General features: G+C 63.0%; 15 protein-coding genes. 12 read left to right on the forward strand and 3 right to left on the reverse strand.

The window, feature by feature from the left end; genetic code table 11:
• Window positions 1–501 precede the first annotated feature (501 nt).
• The 4 genes from LPA37_RS17585 to LPA37_RS17600 all read left to right on the forward strand — a co-directional run bounded on the left by LPA37_RS17585 (window position 502) and on the right by LPA37_RS17600 (window position 4,695).
• Window positions 502–1,716, forward strand: coding sequence for a DUF2863 family protein (locus LPA37_RS17585; RefSeq protein ID WP_228984038.1), 1,215 nt, complete (start codon window positions 502–504; stop codon window positions 1,714–1,716).
• Window positions 1,717–1,915: 199 nt separating this feature from the next.
• A complete protein-coding gene (locus tag LPA37_RS17590; RefSeq protein ID WP_229013214.1) occupies window positions 1,916–2,770 on the forward strand; it encodes a response regulator transcription factor in 855 nt (284 codons plus the stop codon).
• 342 nt (window positions 2,771–3,112) lie between these two features.
• On the forward strand, window positions 3,113–3,787 hold the full coding sequence (locus LPA37_RS17595; protein WP_228984034.1) for an energy-coupling factor ABC transporter permease: 675 nt from the start codon (window positions 3,113–3,115) through the stop codon (window positions 3,785–3,787).
• Window positions 3,788–4,083: 296 nt separating this feature from the next.
• Complete coding sequence (locus LPA37_RS17600; protein WP_228984032.1) at window positions 4,084–4,695, forward strand: BspC domain-containing protein; 612 nt, start codon at window positions 4,084–4,086, stop codon at window positions 4,693–4,695.
• Window positions 4,696–4,904: 209 nt separating this feature from the next.
• On the opposite strand, the gene LPA37_RS17605 is transcribed toward LPA37_RS17600, so the two are convergent.
• Together LPA37_RS17605 and yaaA are read right to left on the reverse strand one after the other, a co-directional pair.
• Entirely contained in the window at window positions 4,905–6,071 is a 1,167-nt protein-coding gene (locus tag LPA37_RS17605; RefSeq protein ID WP_228984031.1) for a M14 family metallopeptidase, read from the reverse strand.
• Between the two features lie 50 nt (window positions 6,072–6,121).
• Window positions 6,122–6,904, reverse strand: coding sequence for a peroxide stress protein YaaA (yaaA, locus tag LPA37_RS17610; protein WP_228984029.1), 783 nt, complete (start codon window positions 6,902–6,904; stop codon window positions 6,122–6,124).
• A 57-nt stretch (window positions 6,905–6,961) separates the two neighbouring features.
• On the opposite strand from yaaA, the gene LPA37_RS17615 reads away from it, so the two are divergent.
• Window positions 6,962–7,474 carry a putative toxin-antitoxin system toxin component, PIN family gene (locus LPA37_RS17615; RefSeq protein ID WP_228984026.1) on the forward strand — a complete coding sequence of 171 codons (513 nt, stop codon included), beginning with the start codon at window positions 6,962–6,964 and terminating at the stop codon, window positions 7,472–7,474.
• A 73-nt stretch (window positions 7,475–7,547) separates the two neighbouring features.
• The gene (locus LPA37_RS17620; RefSeq protein ID WP_229013215.1) at window positions 7,548–8,729 is read left to right on the forward strand and encodes a pyridoxal phosphate-dependent aminotransferase; all 1,182 of its coding nucleotides are present in this window, start codon (window positions 7,548–7,550) and stop codon (window positions 8,727–8,729) included.
• Window positions 8,730–8,838: 109 nt separating this feature from the next.
• On the opposite strand, the gene LPA37_RS17625 is transcribed toward LPA37_RS17620, so the two are convergent.
• The gene (locus LPA37_RS17625; RefSeq protein ID WP_228984023.1) at window positions 8,839–9,489 is read right to left on the reverse strand and encodes a glutathione S-transferase family protein; all 651 of its coding nucleotides are present in this window, start codon (window positions 9,487–9,489) and stop codon (window positions 8,839–8,841) included.
• A 145-nt stretch (window positions 9,490–9,634) separates the two neighbouring features.
• Here LPA37_RS17625 and LPA37_RS17630 point away from each other — a divergent pair, with 145 nt between their 5' ends.
• The 6 genes from LPA37_RS17630 to LPA37_RS17655 all read left to right on the forward strand — a co-directional run bounded on the left by LPA37_RS17630 (window position 9,635) and on the right by LPA37_RS17655 (window position 16,004).
• Window positions 9,635–11,212, forward strand: a complete 1,578-nt coding sequence (locus tag LPA37_RS17630) for a 3-hydroxyacyl-CoA dehydrogenase (RefSeq protein ID WP_229013216.1) — start codon at window positions 9,635–9,637, stop codon at window positions 11,210–11,212.
• Window positions 11,209–11,997 (forward strand): oxepin-CoA hydrolase, alternative type, encoded by a 789-nt coding sequence (locus tag LPA37_RS17635; protein WP_228984016.1) that lies wholly within the window; start codon window positions 11,209–11,211, stop codon window positions 11,995–11,997. The genes LPA37_RS17630 and LPA37_RS17635 overlap by 4 nt, the downstream gene beginning before the upstream one ends.
• Window positions 11,994–12,725, forward strand: coding sequence for a histidine phosphatase family protein (locus LPA37_RS17640; protein ID WP_228984015.1), 732 nt, complete (start codon window positions 11,994–11,996; stop codon window positions 12,723–12,725). Before LPA37_RS17635 ends, LPA37_RS17640 begins: the two co-directional genes overlap by 4 nt.
• Before the next feature lie 19 nt (window positions 12,726–12,744).
• Entirely contained in the window at window positions 12,745–13,851 is a 1,107-nt protein-coding gene (locus LPA37_RS17645) for a phosphotransferase (protein WP_229013217.1), read from the forward strand.
• Window positions 13,852–13,893: 42 nt separating this feature from the next.
• Entirely contained in the window at window positions 13,894–15,147 is a 1,254-nt protein-coding gene (locus LPA37_RS17650; protein WP_229013218.1) for an acyl-CoA dehydrogenase family protein, read from the forward strand.
• A 155-nt stretch (window positions 15,148–15,302) separates the two neighbouring features.
• Window positions 15,303–16,004: a glutathione binding-like protein gene (locus LPA37_RS17655; protein WP_228982075.1), complete on the forward strand. Its 702-nt coding sequence runs from the start codon at window positions 15,303–15,305 to the stop codon at window positions 16,002–16,004.
• Window positions 16,005–16,073 lie beyond the last annotated feature (69 nt).

Consider the following 16,073-nt stretch of genomic DNA (forward strand, 5'->3'; position numbering starts at 1 on the left):
CACCCAAACCGTGCCACCCACACCCACCCGGCACCGCTTCGTTTTGCGTCGCTGCATCCGCAGCACAGAAACGAGATTATGAAGAACATCTGCTTCGCCGTCAACAGGTTTTTCTAACTTCCTGAACCCCTCAACGCCCCGCAAAGCCTTGCCACTACTGGCTTCCCGCCTCCCCCGCACTCCCTTGCCGAAAGCGCGAAAGATCGAGATTCTAGCCACCTCCTCCATGCCTGGCAAGCGTTATTTTTGAGAACATCAAGGCGACGGAAAAACAGCGACGGGCGCGGTCCGGCAGACACCGGTCCGCGTGCCTGTCTCTCCTGGCAACCAGGTTTCCGCTTACATCATTTCGTGCATTACATAGACATAGATGCCATCTGCCCGTCCATCCTTTAATACGGGCACCCGACCTATATCTTCCGGTCACCCCCACGCAAAAGGTGTCCGCGCACAGAAAAGAATAGAATGTAGGGCTCTGTGCACCCCAAACCTTCCGGATTTATGCGCTCGCGAATCGCCAAACGTCTCCCTCCTGATGCCGACAAACTTGTCGGTCTCTCGCTCGCGCTGTTCGCGTCGGGCAGCCGCACCGAAGACCGCTTCTGGGAAGCGAAGCTCGATGCGCTGCTGGCCAGAATCGTCCGCAATGGCAATCAGACGACGCTGGACGCCGCCCTCGATCATCTGCAGCAAAATCACCCGGATGCATATGGTGCGCTCGCCGACATGGCGGAAACGCATAGCGAGTCATTCCAGATCGATTTCGGCGGCACGCCGCACGAAGCGCTGCTGATCGCCGCACCGGTTCTCGCCTGGACGCGATACGCGATTCCGTCGGGCCCGCTCAAGGGCGATGCGGCCGATGCACTGCGCGCACATCTGCAGGCACATGTGCTGGCGGCCGACACGCGCGTCGCGATGGCGCCGTTCCTGTACAGCATCGACCAGTTGCCGCGTCACCACGTCGAAACCTGGCGTGTGGCACAGCAGCTCGCGCAAACAGCGGTCAGCGGTCACAGCGCGAAACTCAATCTTGGGGAGTTGCCCGAGACGTCGCCGATCCTCGCCGACCCGAGATTCCTGCTCGCTGTCGTCATTGCGCCGGTCGGCGCGCCGGTGTTTCGCTGGCAGGAAGAAGAACATGGCAGCCGCATCGAGCGCGGTCAGTGTCTCGAACAATGGGCGACGCAAGGTGGTGCCAACCTGTCGCTCATCCTGCCAGGTTGTGAATTCGAATGCCTGCTGCCAGACGCTTACTACTCAGCGTGCCGCGACGCGGATGAACGCGTGCGTCCGCACACCGTCCGTACGGCCGTCCGCTATCTCTTCGACACAATTGGCGCTGCGCCCCAGGAATTGCGGGCGGTCGTCGCCGGATTCGGTGAGCAACACATCGACGAATATCGCGTCGGCTTTACCCGGCGCGGCAGCAACGACGTGATCTATGGCGTCGTGTGGCCACTCTATGGCCGCGAGAACGGCGAACCGGGTATCGACGAGGAACCGCAGGAAGCCGCTCCAAACGACGGTCCGCTGGAAGAAATCGTCGCACTGCTGAAGGAAACCGGTATTACGGAAGTCCGACGGCACGCCGGACGTTTCGAGCCGGAATACTGCGACGACTGTGGCGTACCGCTCTATGCAGATCCGCTTGGCGAGATCGTACATGCGGAAATGCCTGAAGACGCCGAGCCCGCACAACCTCATTTTCACTGACAGGCATCGTCGGATTCTGACAGCCCCGCCGCGCGCGGGGCTTTTTCTTAGTACGCATCCTATGCCTTTCGGACAGGCAGTCCGGCAGGATGGAATTTGTCATCATGGGACCGGTGGCGCATCACAGCGCGTCCGGCACCTGCCGACCCGTGCGTGCGCATCGCGCCACCTCGACCGATTCATCTGGAGGAGGCAACGCATGCGTTTTACCGTATTCAACCCGGAAGCCGAGCGGCGCGAAGGGCTCAAGGCCCTGCTGAGGCAGATTGACCGGCAGGCACGTTTCAGTGAGGCGCATGACTGGCGTCAGGCAGACCGGACGTTGCGCCGCCTGAACCCGGATCTGCTGGTCATAGACTGGGAAAACGGGATGCGCATTGCCGACGCCCGTGCGCTCTTCGCGGCGCATCCCACGGTGCCAGTCGCCGTACTGACCGACGACGCGTCTCCGTCCATCGTCCGCGCGCTGATCGACGAAGGTGCGCTCGGCGTGATTCCGCGCCGGATGGACCATCGCCTGATTGTCCGGGCGTTTGAAATCGTGTTGCTGGGTGGTCACTACGTGCCGGCCGGCGCACTCGCGCTCGAGTCGCCGCGAGTCGTGTCCGAAGTGCCGGTTCGCCGCCGGGAAGTGTCGCTTCCGCGACCCCGGCGAATGCGTCTGTCGAACGGACTGTCGCCGCGTCAGGAGCAGATCATGCGCTGCGTGCACATGGGCAGCACCAACAAGATGATCGCGCGCACGCTCGGCATCAGTGAAGGTACGGTCAAGATTCATCTCGCCAGTATCTTCCAGCAACTCGGCGCACCCAATCGGGCCGCCGCCGTCGCGATCTATAACGGCTGGCTCGCTGCCCAGCTCCAGGTGCTACGCCCGGATCACGAAAGCGCGCCGCGAGGCGTGCCCGGCCAGCAAGGCGTCGTGCCGCTGCGGCGGCCTCCAGGCCAACGATTCAGATATCCGTTACCCGCGAACGATGGCGGCGGCGCCCTCGCGGCAGCCGCTGAGCCCGTCATCCCGTTCGGCGATCCGGCCGCCGAAACCGGCAAGTGACGACCGCGACCGATCTGCCCACACCTTTCGCACCCGGCATGCGCAGATGCCAGGCAGAGTTCTTCAGGCCAGGCTTGTCAGGCAACGTCAGATGGCGTCGCTCAGTCGCAACATCGGCCAAAAAAACCACCTCAGTCACGTGTGCCTGATCGAAGTCGTCGAACCACAGCGCCGGCATCGGCACCCACACATGCAGATACGACTCAACGGCCGTCGGCGAGCCTGATTGCGACATGTAAAGAACCCGCCGGCGCAACGTGAACCGGACGCGCGCACGCCCCACCAGCGCGGCTGGCACGGATTCCGCTCACCCGTTTCGACTTCCAGGAGTAATATGAGATTATGGGTTTCCTCTATACACCGCTGCCGTTCTGGGTCGCTGTCGGTGGCTGGATCGCCACTGCCGGCCTGCTTGCGCTTGCGCTATGGAAAAACCCTTTCAAGCGTCTTCAGGACGCCACCTTGCAGCATGTCTGGCTCGCCTTGATCGTTGCGGTGTCGGTGCTCTGGGCGAGCAACGCATGGCTCGACGACGGCACCGTCATGCACCTGCTTGGCGCCACACTCGTCGTCACGCTCTTTGACTGGGCGCTCGCGCTAATCGCGATGGCTGCGATCACGGGTATCGCCGCTGTGATCTTCGACGCGCCCTGGCAAGGTATCGCCCTCACCTTCCTGATATTCGGCGCGTTGCCAGTCGCGATTTCTGCGATTCTGCAACGGGCGATCGTCAAATGGTTGCCGCGCAACCTGTTCGTCTTCATCCTGGGTCAGGGCTTCGTCTCACCCGCTATCGCGGTGACCGTCGCCGCGATAGCCGCGGTGGCATCGCATGTTGTGCTGGCCGACCGGTCGATGACCGTCGTACCCGTGGGTTACATGTTCAGCGTCCTTCTGCTCGCTTCGGGCGAAGCGTGGTTCACCGGCATGTCCACGGCACTGATCGCCGTTTATCGGCCCGCCTGGGTCACGACGTACGACGTGCGTCGCTATCGCCTCGGCGGACCCCGCATCTGAAACTCGGGGCAAGCGAATACCTCGCGAAAAAGTGTGACCGCGCGCGGTCGCATCAAGCCGACCGACCTGCGTGATCTGAATGGGGCCCTACGCACGAGCCATCGAAGTCATCGCACGTATCGTTTCGCGACAACGATCGAACCGGTAACGAACTGACGGCATGGAGTCGCCATGCCTTGTATCCATCCCGTCGCTCCGGCATTTCCAGCAGAACGCATCAAATATTTTGTGTCAGTATTGAACTCCTCTCACCCACGAGGCATCTTACGTGCCTGATGTTTTATAAGTCTTGATAGATGGATCGCACCAACGCACCGCGCCGATTGCTGCGGTTGGTCGGCCGGTTCGCGGCGATTGTAGCGGGCTCCATGCTCGTGTACACAGCGCCCGCCTCCGCCGATCAGCTCGAACAGCATAACGAACTCGTCAACAGATTCGTCCATGACCTGCATGCCGACCCGCTCGTCGCGGACTGCGCCGCGCACGCCAATTTTGTCGCCAGTACCTCGACAGCCTTCGATCACGTCGAATTCCCACCCAGTTCCTTCGACAGCGCGCACTCTTCGATCACTCCGTGGAACGACTCGTTCGACGAAGGCAAGCAGCGCGTCAAGGTCGACAGCATCGTGACCGTCGAGGGTCTCGGTGTACCGCAAAGCGGCAGTGGGTCGCCGATGGACCTCAAGTTCCGCTGTGGCTATATGGGCACCCAGATGCTGGCGTTCAGCTGGAACGACCCGGTGCCGCCGGCGAGAGCACGCAGTGCCCCGTCGGGCAGCCACAAGAAGAAAGGCTCGAAAGGCAAGCATTCATCGGGCAAGAAATCGACCGGTAAGGTTTCGGCCGCAACGGGAAAATCGACTGGCAAGCCCACATCGAAATCGTCAGCGAAGAAAAAATCGCATTAAGCGGGCGCCTTCAGATTGTCGCGTCCGCGGTCAGTCGTACGCGGGCGTTCAATGCCGGGCAAAACAAAAAAGCGGGGAACGCGTGCATGGCGCGTTCCCCGCTTTTTTGTCCAACCGGAGGCGACCCGACCTGTGCCCTGGCCGACAAGCACCAGACCCGAGTTGACCTCGCCGCTTCGCCTGACGCCGGTCTCACATCCGCTTAAAGATCACGCGAACGTCTCGACATGCCGCAGGATCGTGTGGAGCATCGCGGCACCCAGCGACGCGCTGCGCTCGCCGTTCCAGCCCACCCTCTCGTCAGGCAAATTCGCGTTGTCCTTGAAGGGCATCTCCAGCGTCAGCGACAGGCAACCGAATTCGTTGCCAATGTACTTCGATGCGAGCTTCAGTGCGTCCTGCCGATACTTGCTCGACTCATAGCCGTACTTGTCCTGAAAGTCCGGGCTCGCCTGCTTGAACGCTTCGATAAAGGCCCGCTGTTCCTCGCCCTGCTTCTCAGTGAACCCCGGCAGCATTTCCGAGCCCGCCACGAACACGTACGGTAGCGCTTCGTCGCCGTGGATATCGAAGAACAGGTCGCAGCCCGTCGCGTGAATCGCGTCGCGCACGAGCAGCACTTCGGGGCTGCGCGCGGCGTCCGGCTCCATCCATTCGCGATTCAGATTAGCGCCAGCGGCGTTCGTGCGCAGGTTGCCGTGCACGCTGCCATCCGGATTCATGTTGGGCACGATGTGAAACACCGCGTGCTCATAGAGCCGGCGCGCGACCGGATCGCCAGCCCAGTCGCCCCAGCCGGCCAGACGTTTGACAAGGCCCTCGACGAACCACTCCGCCATCGTCTCGCCCGGATGCTGACGCGCGATGATCCAGATTTTCTTCTTCGGCCTGAGCGTGCCGTCTTCGGCGAGATCCGGCGTGCCGAGCGTGAGCAGCGACATCGGCCGGCCTTCGACCGTCTGGCCGAGTTCGGTCAGCGTCGCGTGTGGCATCTGTTGCACCGCACCAAGAAATTCCGAATGACGCTCCTCGCTATACGGCTCGAAATACGCATAGTGGATGCTGTCGAAGTCGGGTGTGTGGTCGATCGTCAGCATGCGGCCGTCGTACGACGTCGGCACGCGGAACCAGTTCACGCGGTCGTAGCTCGCCATCGCGTTGTAGCCGCGCCAGCCTTCGGCGAACGCGCATTCGTGGGCGTTCTCGAAGGTCATCACGCAGCGTTCGCCCGCCGCGCCCGCGAGCCGGAAGTAAAACCATTGCGCGAACTCTGCGTGACTGTCGCGTCGCACGCGCAGACGGATGTCGTCCGGCTGCGCACAGGACACGACCTCGATCGCGCCCGCGTCGAAGTTACTGGTAATCGAAATCGTCATGGTGTCGCCCTGCCTGTCGTGCGTGATATGCGTCGGATACGGCGTCGCGCTTACTGCGCGATGCGCCGGCGAAATACGTAGGTGGAATCGTTCGATGCGTCGGCGTCGAACGCGTAGCCTTCCGCGTCGAAGCCCTTCAGCGCTTCCGGCGCATCGAGGCGGTTCTCGACCGCGTAACGCGCCATCAGGCCGCGCGCGCGTTTCGCATGGAAGCTGATGATCTTGTAGCGGCCGCCCTTCCAGTCTTCGAATACGGGTGTGATCACCGGCGCATCGAGCAGCTTGGGCCTGACGGACCTGAAGTACTCGGTCGATGCGCAGTTCACCAGAATCCGCGCCGCACCCGCGTTCTTCTTCAACTGGGCGTTCAGCCCCTGCGTGATGCGCTCGCCCCAGAATGCGTACAGATCCTTGCCCCGCGCGTTCTCGAAACGGGTGCCCATTTCCAGCCGATACGGCTGCAACAGGTCGAGCGGACGCAGCAGCCCATACAGCCCCGACAGCACGCGCACATGCTTTTGCGCGTAGTCGAGATCGGCGGCGGAGAGCGACTTCGCGTCGAAACCTTCGTACACGTCGCCGTTGAACGCGAGCACGGCCTGTTTCGCGTTACGTGTGTCGAATTTTTCCGACCAGTCAGCGTAGCGCTGGAAGTTCAGGCGCGCGAGCGGATCGGAAATGTCCATCAGCGTGGCGATCTGCTGCGGCGACAGGCGCCGCAATCCGCCGATCAGTTCGGCGGCGTCATCGACAAAATCGGGGATCGTGTGCTTTTTGACGTGCGGGGGTGTTTCGTAGTCGAGCGATTTGGCCGGCGACAGAACGATTATCATAGAGGCTTACAGGCACGCCGTGCCTGACGGTCAAAGACGAAACCACGATTGTAACGAATGCACGGTTCCGATGCCTCACGCGGGGCGCTCCGCGATGTCCCTCTCGTCGTGCTCGATTCGAATGTATGGATCGACATCCTCGTGTTCGACGACCCTCACACCCGCCCGATCCGCGCGGCGCTCGAAAGCGGCGCGCTGAAAGCGCTGATCGACGCGCGCTGTCTCGCTGAGCTCACGTACGTGCTCGATTATCCCCAGTTCGCGCGGCGCGAGATCGACAAGGCCGCGGCGCTCGATACGCTCGCGCGCCTCTGCCGGCAGGTCGCACCGCCCACGCCCGCCGAAGACGCCCGTCCGCTGCCGAAGTGCAAGGATCGCGACGACCAGAAGTTTCTTGAACTCGCGCACGCGGCGCAGGCCGACTGGCTGGTCTCAAAAGATCGCGCGGTGCTGAAGCTTGCAAAGCGTATCGCACGCGATTTCGGGTTCCGGATCGCGCAGCCGGCGCCATTCGTCGCGGCCTGCCTGCTGCCGGACAAGACAGCCGCCGAAGCGCCGGCGCCAGCCTGACCGGCGCATCGCGCACGAATTCCTTCAGCCCAGGTTCTCTCCACCGCCCATCGTCCATGCTCCAGACCGCGCCATGAATGCACCGCACACCACACACATCACGTCCACGACTCCGACCTTCCCGTCCCGTCTGCCGAACGTCGGCACGACGATTTTCACCGTGATGAGCGCGCTCGCCGCGCAAAAAGGCGCCGTGAACCTCGGCCAGGGCTTTCCGGATTTCAACTGCGATCCGCGCATCGTGGATGCGGTGACCGATGCGATGCGCGAAGGCCACAACCAGTATCCGCCGATGGCCGGCCTCGCGCCGCTACGTCAGGCGATCTCGGACAAGATCGCAAACCTGTACGGCCGCCGCTACGACGCCGACAGTGAAATCACGGTCACGGCCGGCGCCACGCAGGCGTTGCTCACCGCGATCCTGTGCACGGTCCATCCGGGCGATGAAGTGATCGTCGTCGAGCCGACGTATGACAGCTATCTGCCGTCGATCGAACTCGCGGGCGGCAAGCCGGTGTTCGTCACGCTCGACGCGCCCGACTACGCCATTCCGTTCGACAGGCTCGCGGCCGCGATCACCCCGAGGACGCGTCTGCTGCTGATCAACACGCCGCACAATCCGACGGGCACCGTCTGGCGCGCGGAAGACATGCAGAAGCTGGAAGACATCGTGCGCGGCACCAACGTGCTGATTCTCTCGGACGAAGTCTACGAACACATGGTCTACGACGACGCGCCGCACGAAAGCGTCGCGCGCTATCCGGAACTCGCGCAGCGCAGTTTCGTTGTATCGAGCTTCGGCAAGACGTATCACGTGACGGGCTGGAAAATCGGCTACGTCGCGGCGCCTGCCGCATTGACGGCGGAGTTCCGCAAAGTGCACCAGTTCAACGTGTTCACCGTGAATACGCCGATGCAGCTCGGCCTCGCGCGCTACATGCAGGATCCGGCGCCGTATCTCGACCTGCCGGCGTTCTATCAGAAGAAGCGTGACCTCTTCCGCGCGGGTCTCGCGAATTCGCGCTTCCGTCTACTGCCGTGTGAAGGCACGTACTTCCAGTGCGTCGATTACTCGGCGATCAGCGACCTGCCCGAAGCGGAATTCGCGCAATGGCTGACCGGCGAAATCGGCGTGGCGGCGATTCCCGTGTCGGCGTTCTATCACGCGCCGCATGAATCGGGCGTCGTGCGCTTCTGCTTCGCGAAGCAGGACAGCACGCTCGCCACCGCGCTCGAACGGCTGGCGCGTCTTTGATCCGGCGCGCGCGACGATGCGAATGAATCCACATTCCTCATCGTCGCGCGGGTGTCCTGCTTCGGCGCATCGCGGCTCACGTACAACCGCGCGCTTACGCCCCCGGCGATCACGCTTTCTTGCGTTGCGCCTCGACATACGCCTTGCGGTCGGCGGTCACGCGCTGCGCAGCGGGCCGTTCGTTCACTGCCTTCACGTATGCTTTCCAGTCGATCCCGGCATCGACCAGAAAATCGCGGCCGTAGACCGCCTGCGTCGCCATGCCGACGAGCGGCAAACTCACGAAACCAGCCGCATCGGAAACGCTGAAACGCTCGCCATGCAGGTACGGCGCGAGCTTCGCGAGGCGTTTGAAACCGCTGATATGATGTGTGAGCAGCTTCTCGACGCGCCCTTTGGTCGCGTCGGTGACCGTGCCGCCGAAAAACGCCTGCTTGTACAGGTTACGCACGGTCAGTTCGAGATGCACATCGACGAAGAAGATCATCTCGCGCTCTTTCGCGGCGATCCACGGATCGGCGGAGAAAATCGCCTTCTCCGGATAGCGCGCAGCCAGATATTCAACGATCGCCTGCGACTCGCACAGATCCCCGTGTTCGGTCTGGATGTACGGCACCTTGCCGAGCGGCGAATGCGCGACGAACGCTTCGTCCCGGCCCGGCATCACGAACACCTCCTCGAACGGGATATCGTGTTCGAGCAGAACGAATTTCACCTTGCTGTAATAGTTGGACAACGCGAAACCGCACAATTTGATCATCGGGTGTCTCCTTCCGGCCTGTTCTGTTTATCGATGGAACCGCGTCTGACAGATCGCCGACGATCATGCAGTCCGTGTTAACCCATCATCTCAAATTTTGCACGATCGTGCTATTCTAAAAACAACCATGGAGTCGAGCCTTACCATGACCTCTCGTCAGTTCAGCATCGAAACTATCGGCATTGTCGGCACGGGTGCGATGGGCCGCGGCATTGCGCAGATCGCGGCGCTCTCGGGCCTGAGCGTGCGTCTTTATGACACGAATCCCGAAGCCGTCGGCGCGGCGCGCGACTATCTTGCGGACACGTTCGCAAAACTCGCCGCCAAAGGCAAGCTCGAACCGGCGCGCGTGACCGCCGCGCTCGCGTGCGTGACAGGCGCGGCGGCGATCGCGGACTTCGCGGGTTGCGATCTCGTCGTCGAGGCGATCGTCGAAAAGCTCGACGTCAAGCGCACCCTCTTTCGCGAACTCGAAACGGTCGTAGGCGGCAACTGCGTGCTGGCGTCGAACACGTCGTCGCTGTCGATCACCTCGATCGCGGCGGGTTGCCAGGATCCGTCGCGCGTCGTCGGCTTTCACTTCTTCAATCCGGTGCCGCTGATGAAGGTCGTCGAGGTGATCGACGGCCTGCGCGGCGATCCGGCCGCCGGCGACGCGCTGATGGATCTCGCGCGCCGCATGGGCCACACGCCGGTGCGCGCGAAAGACATGCCCGGCTTCATCGTCAATCACGCCGGACGCGGGATGAATACCGAGGGCCTGCGCGTGGCGGGCGAAGGCGTCGCAAGTTTTGTCGATATCGACCGTATCATGCGCGAACAGGCGGGCTTCCGGCTCGGGCCGTTCGAACTGCTCGACCTGACAGCGCTCGACGTGTCGCATCCGGTGATGGAGTCGATCTATCACCAGTTCTACGAAGAGCCGCGCTTCACGCCGTCGCCGATCACGGGCACGCGCCTCGCGGGCGGTCTGATCGGCCGCAAGACGGGCGAAGGCTTTTATCAGTACATCGACGGCAAGCAGCAGGTCGAAGCCGAAGCCGCCGCGCCGACGGAATTGCCGAAGCGCGTATGGATCAGCAACCGCTATCCCGAGGCGCGCGAAGCCGTGCTGCAGATCGTCGCGAAAAGCGGCGTGACGCTCGACGAAGGTGCAACGCCCGCAGCGGATTCGCTGATCGTCGTGACGCCGTTCGGGCATGACGCGACTACCGCCACTGTCGACGAGAATCTCGACGCAAGCCGTGTAGTGGCGATCGATGCGCTGTTTCCGCTCGCCGGCGCGCAACGCCGCACGCTGATGACGACGCCCGCGACGACGCGCGCCGCGCGCGACGCCGGTCACGCGCTCTTCGCCTCCGACAACGTTCCTGTCACCGTGATCCGCGATTCGACCGGCTTCGTCGCGCAACGCGTGGTCGCGACCATCGTCAACATCGGCTGCGATATCGCGCAAAAGCAGATCGCGTCGCCGCTCGACATCGATCTGGCGGTCACACTGGGTCTCGGCTATCCACGCGGACCGCTCGCACTCGGCGACGCGCTCGGCGCGAAGGCGATCCTCACGATCCTGCGCAATATCTTCAGCGTGCTGGAAGATCCGCGCTACCGTCCGTCGCCGTGGCTTGCCCGTCGCGCACAGCTTGGCCTCCCGCTCACACAGACCGACGCCGCGGACGCCGACGAGACAGGCGCCAACACCAACGCAAAGGACCCGCGATGAGCGCTGAACTCCTCACGTCCCGCCCGGCCGAAAGCGAATCGACGCTCGTGCTGACACTGTCGAATCCGGGCGCGCGCAACGCATTGCATCCGGACATGTACGCAGCCGGCATCGAGGCGATCGATACGGCCGAGCGCGATCCGTCGATCCGCGCGATCGTGCTGACCGGAGCGGACCAGTTCTTCTGCGCGGGCGGCAACCTGAACCGGCTACTCGAAAATCGCGCGAAAGATCCTTCGGTGCAGGCGCAAAGCATCGACATGCTCGGCGAGTGGATCGCCGCGTTGCGTTCGTCGACGAAGCCGGTGATCGCCGCCGTCGAAGGCGCGGCGGCCGGCGCGGGATTTTCGCTCGCGCTCGCCTGTGACCTGATCGTCGCCGCCGAAGAGGCGAAATTCGTGATGTCGTACGCCCGCGTCGGGCTGACGCCGGACGGCGGCGGCTCGTGGTTTCTCGCGCAGGCACTGCCGCGCCAGATCGCGGCCGAAGTGCTGTTCGAAGGCAAGCCGGTTATCGCGACGCGACTCCATGAACTCGGTGTCGTCAACAAGCTGGCGAAAGCCGGTGCGGTGCGCGACATGGCGCTCGCATGGGCCGACGACCTCGGCAGGATCTCGCCGTATTCGATCACGCGCATCAAGTCGCTGATTGGCGCGGCCGGCACGCAATCGCTGCCGGATCATCTTGCCGCCGAGCGCGACAGCTTCGTCTGCGCGCTGCATCAGGGCGATGCGCTTGAAGGCATCACCGCGTTCCTTGAAAAACGTCCACCGGTCTACAAATGAACGAACCGCAAAACGCCGCGTTCCAGTTGCCGAAGCGCCGACGCATCTATCTGATGCGGCACGGCGACGTCACGTATTTCGACGCCACCGGCCGCGCGATCGATCCCGAAACCGTGCCGCTCAACGAGAACGGCCGCGAACAGGCGAGCGCCGCGGGCCGCGTGTTCGCGGAGCAGCAGGTTCGCTTCGACCGCGTGATCGTGAGCGGCCTGCCGCGCACGGTCGAAACCGCGCAACGCGTGCTCGCCGAAACCGGTCAGCAGATCGAACTGGAAATCGAGCCCGCGCTGCAGGAAATTCGCGGCGGGCGGCTCGGCGGCATTCCAGCGAAAGATCTCGAAACCGCGTTTCTGAGCGTGTTCGACGGCATCGTCCCTGCAGACACGCGCTTTCTGGGCGGCGAAACGATCGGAGAACTGTTCGACCGCGTGCTGCCCGCGCTTGCAACGCTGCGCGAAGACACGTCGTGGGACACGGTGCTGCTCGTGCTGCACGGCGGAGTGAACCGCGCGATCCTCTCGCATGCGATCACGGCGGGCGGCCGCACGTTCTTCGGCCATCTCGCGCAGGCGACGGGCTGCATCAACACGCTCGACGTCGGCGCGGCGCCGCGCGACTGGGTGCTGCGCGCAATCAATTACTCACCGCCTTCACCGCTTCATCGCGACGTGCGCAACACGACGATGGAACTGCTCTACGCGCAATTCATTCAATACAGGCATAGTTGAACCCGATCTGGAGGAGACAATGACGCAGGCCAGCCCCGCTGGAGAAGCGGAACACACGCCGGACTACTCGGCATTCGAAGGCACCCGGCCCGTCGCGGACAAACAGCGCTTCGACGCGGACCAGCTCGGCGCGTGGCTGGCCCAACACGTCGAAGGCTTCGCCGGGTCGTTGACCGTCGAACAGTTCGCAGGCGGCCAGTCGAATCCGACGTTCAAACTCGTCACGCCTTCGCGCTCGTATGTGATGCGCGCGAAGCCTGGCCCCGCTGCGAAACTCCTGCCGTCGGCGCACGCCGTGGAACGCGAATATCGCGTGATGCATGCGCTTCGCCATACCGACGTACCGGTCGCGAAAATGCTCGCGCTCTGCGAAGACGAAAGCGTGATTGGGCGCGCTTTCTATGTGATGGAGTTCGTTCAGGGACGCGTGCTGTGGGACCAGTCGCTGCCCGGCATGACGACCGGTGAACGCGGTGCGATCTACGACGAGATGAATCGCGTGATCGCAGCGCTGCATAGCGTCGATCCAGCGACCGTCGGGCTTGCGGACTATGGCAAACCGGGCAACTACTTCGCGCGACAGATCGGTCGCTGGAGCAAGCAGTATGTGGCGTCCGAAACGGAACCGATCGAAGCGATGAACCGCCTCATCGAATGGCTGCCGCAGCACATGCCGGCCGATACCAGCGAGCGTGCTTCGGTCGTGCATGGCGACTACCGTCTCGACAACCTGATTTTCCATCCGCACGAGCCGCGTGTGCTTGCCGTGCTCGACTGGGAACTGTCGACGCTCGGCGATCCGCTTGCCGACTTCGCGTATCACTGCATGGCGTGGCACGTCGATCCCACGCAGTTTCGCGGCATTGCCGGCCTCGACTGGGCGGCACTCGGCATTCCGGACGAAGCGCATTACGTCGAACGTTATTGCGCGCGCACTGGCTTCCAGATCGAAGGCGACTGGAATTTCTATCTGGCGTACAACATGTTCCGCATCGCGGCGATCCTGCAGGGGATCATGAAACGCGTCGTCGACGGCACCGCTGCGAGTGCGCAGGCTATCGATGCCGGCCGTCGCGCGAAGCCGATGGCGGAACTCGCGTGGCGTTACGCGCAGAAAGTGCGCTAGTCACAGCCCGACAATTGCTCATCGTTACCCGCGAGGTTTTACATGAATTTCGATTACACCCCGAAGGTGCAGGCACTGCGCGAGAAATTGCTCGCTTTCTTCGACGAGCACATCTATCCGAACGAGCGCGCATTCGCCGAAGAGATTGCACGGAATCGCCAGAACGGCAACGCATGGATTCCGACTGAGCTGATCGAGCGTCTCAAGCAGGAAGCGCGCGACGCCGGGCTGTGGAACCTGTTCCTGCCGGACTCCGCGCGCGGCGCGGGCCTCACGAATCTCGAATACGCGCCGCTGTGCGAGATCATGGGCCGGGTGCCCTGGGCGCCTGAAGTGTTCAACTGCAACGCGCCCGACACCGGCAACATGGAAACGATCGAGCGCTACGGCAGTGATGAAAACAAACGTGAATGGCTCGAACCGCTGCTGCAGGGCCATATTCGCTCGGCGTTCCTGATGACGGAACCGGCCGTGGCGTCGTCGGATGCAACGAATATCCAGACGAGCATCGTGCGCGACGGTGACGATTATGTGATCAACGGCCGCAAGTGGTGGTCGTCGGGCGCGGGCGATCCGCGCTGCAAGGTGTACATCGTGATGGGCAAGACCGATCCCGAAGCGCCGCGCCATCAGCAACAGTCGATGATCCTCGTGCCCGCCGACGCAACCGGCGTCACCGTGCATCGTCCGCTGACGGTGTTCGGTTACGACGACGCGCCGCACGGCCACATGGAAATCACGCTGGAAAACGTGCGCGTGCCGGCGTCGAACCTGCTGCTGGGCGAAGGACGCGGTTTCGAGATCGCGCAGGGCCGTCTCGGGCCGGGACGCATTCACCACTGCATGCGTCTGATCGGCCTCGCCGAGCGCGCGCTCGAGCTGATGTCGAAGCGCTCGCTGCAGCGGGTCGCGTTCGGCAAGCCGGTCGCCGCGCAAGGCGTGACGCTGGAGCGTATCGCCGAAGCGCGCTGCATGATCGAACAGGCGCGCCTGCTCACGCTGAAGACGGCGTACATGATGGACACCGTCGGCAACAAGGGCGCACGCGGCGAAATCGCGATGATCAAGGTCGTCGCGCCGAACATGGCATGTCAGGTCATCGACTGGGCCATGCAGGCGCACGGCGCGGCCGGCATGAGCGACGATTTTCCGCTCGCGTATGCGTACACGTCGGCACGCACGCTGCGCTTCGCGGACGGTCCCGATGAGGTGCACCGCAACGCGATCGCGAAACTCGAACTGTCGCGCTATGCGGAAGCGTCGCCATCGCCCGCGGCGACACAACGCGCGCAATGACAGCGCTATAACGGCGCGTTTTACACGATGCGGTGGCGTGGTGCACGCTGGGTCACCCCCTGCATCAAGATTCGATCTGTGCTCTAATTTTCGTCTGCCTCAATGCATCGACGTCGCATCGCGCGGCGCCTCACTCACGAAAACCAGGAGTCACGATGATCGACGTCTATAGCTGGGCGACCCCGAACGGCCACAAAATCCACATCATGCTCGAGGAAACCGGGCTCGAATACACGGCGCACGCCATCAATATTGGCGCCGGCGACCAGTTCACGCCCGAATTTCTTTCGATCAGCCCGAACAACAAGATCCCGGCGATCGTCGATCCCGACGGCCCGAAGTCCGCTGACGGCAAACCGTTCTCGCTGTTCGAATCCGGCGCGATCCTGATTTATCTCGCGGAAAAAACCGGCAAGTTCCTGCCGGCCGATCCGGCGAGACGCTATGCGACGCTGCAATGGCTGATGTTCCAGATGGGCGGCGTCGGCCCGATGCTCGGCCAGACGCATCACTTCCGCGTGTACGCGCCGCAGCCGATCGAGTACGCGATCAACCGCTACACGAACGAGACGCGGCGTCTGTACGGCGTGATGGATACGCAACTCGGCAAGACCGCGTATCTCGCGGGCAACGACTATACGATCGCGGATATCGCATCGTTCCCGTGGACGCGCTCGTGGAAAAACCAGGGCATCGAGCTCGACGACTTCCCGAACGTGAAGCGCTGGCACGAAGCGATCGCCGCGCGTCCGGCGGTGATCCGCGGCGTGGAAGTGCTGGCGTCCGCGCGCAAGGAGCTGACCGACGACAAGGCGCGCGAAATCCTGTTCGGCGCGACGCAATACGCGAAGCATTGAACTGAGCGCGTCGCGCAATAAAAAACGCGGTTGCCTGTGAAGGCAACCGCGTTTTCCTTTCTACTGTGT

Origin of the sequence: Paraburkholderia gardini (assembly GCF_907164545.1) — a bacterium.
Taxonomy (GTDB): domain Bacteria; phylum Pseudomonadota; class Gammaproteobacteria; order Burkholderiales; family Burkholderiaceae; genus Paraburkholderia; species Paraburkholderia gardini.

What these genes read in the sequence shown, in the direction of transcription:
- LPA37_RS17585 (WP_228984038.1), top strand. Translation starts at nt 502, where the DNA reads ATGCGCTCGCGAATCGCCAAACGTCTCCCTCCTGATGCCGACAAACTT.
- LPA37_RS17590 (WP_229013214.1), top strand. Translation starts at nt 1,916, where the DNA reads ATGCGTTTTACCGTATTCAACCCGGAAGCCGAGCGGCGCGAAGGGCTC.
- LPA37_RS17595 (WP_228984034.1), top strand. Translation starts at nt 3,113, where the DNA reads ATGGGTTTCCTCTATACACCGCTGCCGTTCTGGGTCGCTGTCGGTGGC.
- LPA37_RS17600 (WP_228984032.1), top strand. Translation starts at nt 4,084, where the DNA reads ATGGATCGCACCAACGCACCGCGCCGATTGCTGCGGTTGGTCGGCCGG.
- LPA37_RS17605 (WP_228984031.1), bottom strand. Translation starts at nt 6,071, where the DNA reads ATGACGATTTCGATTACCAGTAACTTCGACGCGGGCGCGATCGAGGTC.
- yaaA (WP_228984029.1), bottom strand. Translation starts at nt 6,904, where the DNA reads ATGATAATCGTTCTGTCGCCGGCCAAATCGCTCGACTACGAAACACCC.
- LPA37_RS17615 (WP_228984026.1), top strand. Translation starts at nt 6,962, where the DNA reads ATGCACGGTTCCGATGCCTCACGCGGGGCGCTCCGCGATGTCCCTCTC.
- LPA37_RS17620 (WP_229013215.1), top strand. Translation starts at nt 7,548, where the DNA reads ATGAATGCACCGCACACCACACACATCACGTCCACGACTCCGACCTTC.
- LPA37_RS17625 (WP_228984023.1), bottom strand. Translation starts at nt 9,489, where the DNA reads ATGATCAAATTGTGCGGTTTCGCGTTGTCCAACTATTACAGCAAGGTG.
- LPA37_RS17630 (WP_229013216.1), top strand. Translation starts at nt 9,635, where the DNA reads ATGACCTCTCGTCAGTTCAGCATCGAAACTATCGGCATTGTCGGCACG.
- LPA37_RS17635 (WP_228984016.1), top strand. Translation starts at nt 11,209, where the DNA reads ATGAGCGCTGAACTCCTCACGTCCCGCCCGGCCGAAAGCGAATCGACG.
- LPA37_RS17640 (WP_228984015.1), top strand. Translation starts at nt 11,994, where the DNA reads ATGAACGAACCGCAAAACGCCGCGTTCCAGTTGCCGAAGCGCCGACGC.
- LPA37_RS17645 (WP_229013217.1), top strand. Translation starts at nt 12,745, where the DNA reads ATGACGCAGGCCAGCCCCGCTGGAGAAGCGGAACACACGCCGGACTAC.
- LPA37_RS17650 (WP_229013218.1), top strand. Translation starts at nt 13,894, where the DNA reads ATGAATTTCGATTACACCCCGAAGGTGCAGGCACTGCGCGAGAAATTG.
- LPA37_RS17655 (WP_228982075.1), top strand. Translation starts at nt 15,303, where the DNA reads ATGATCGACGTCTATAGCTGGGCGACCCCGAACGGCCACAAAATCCAC.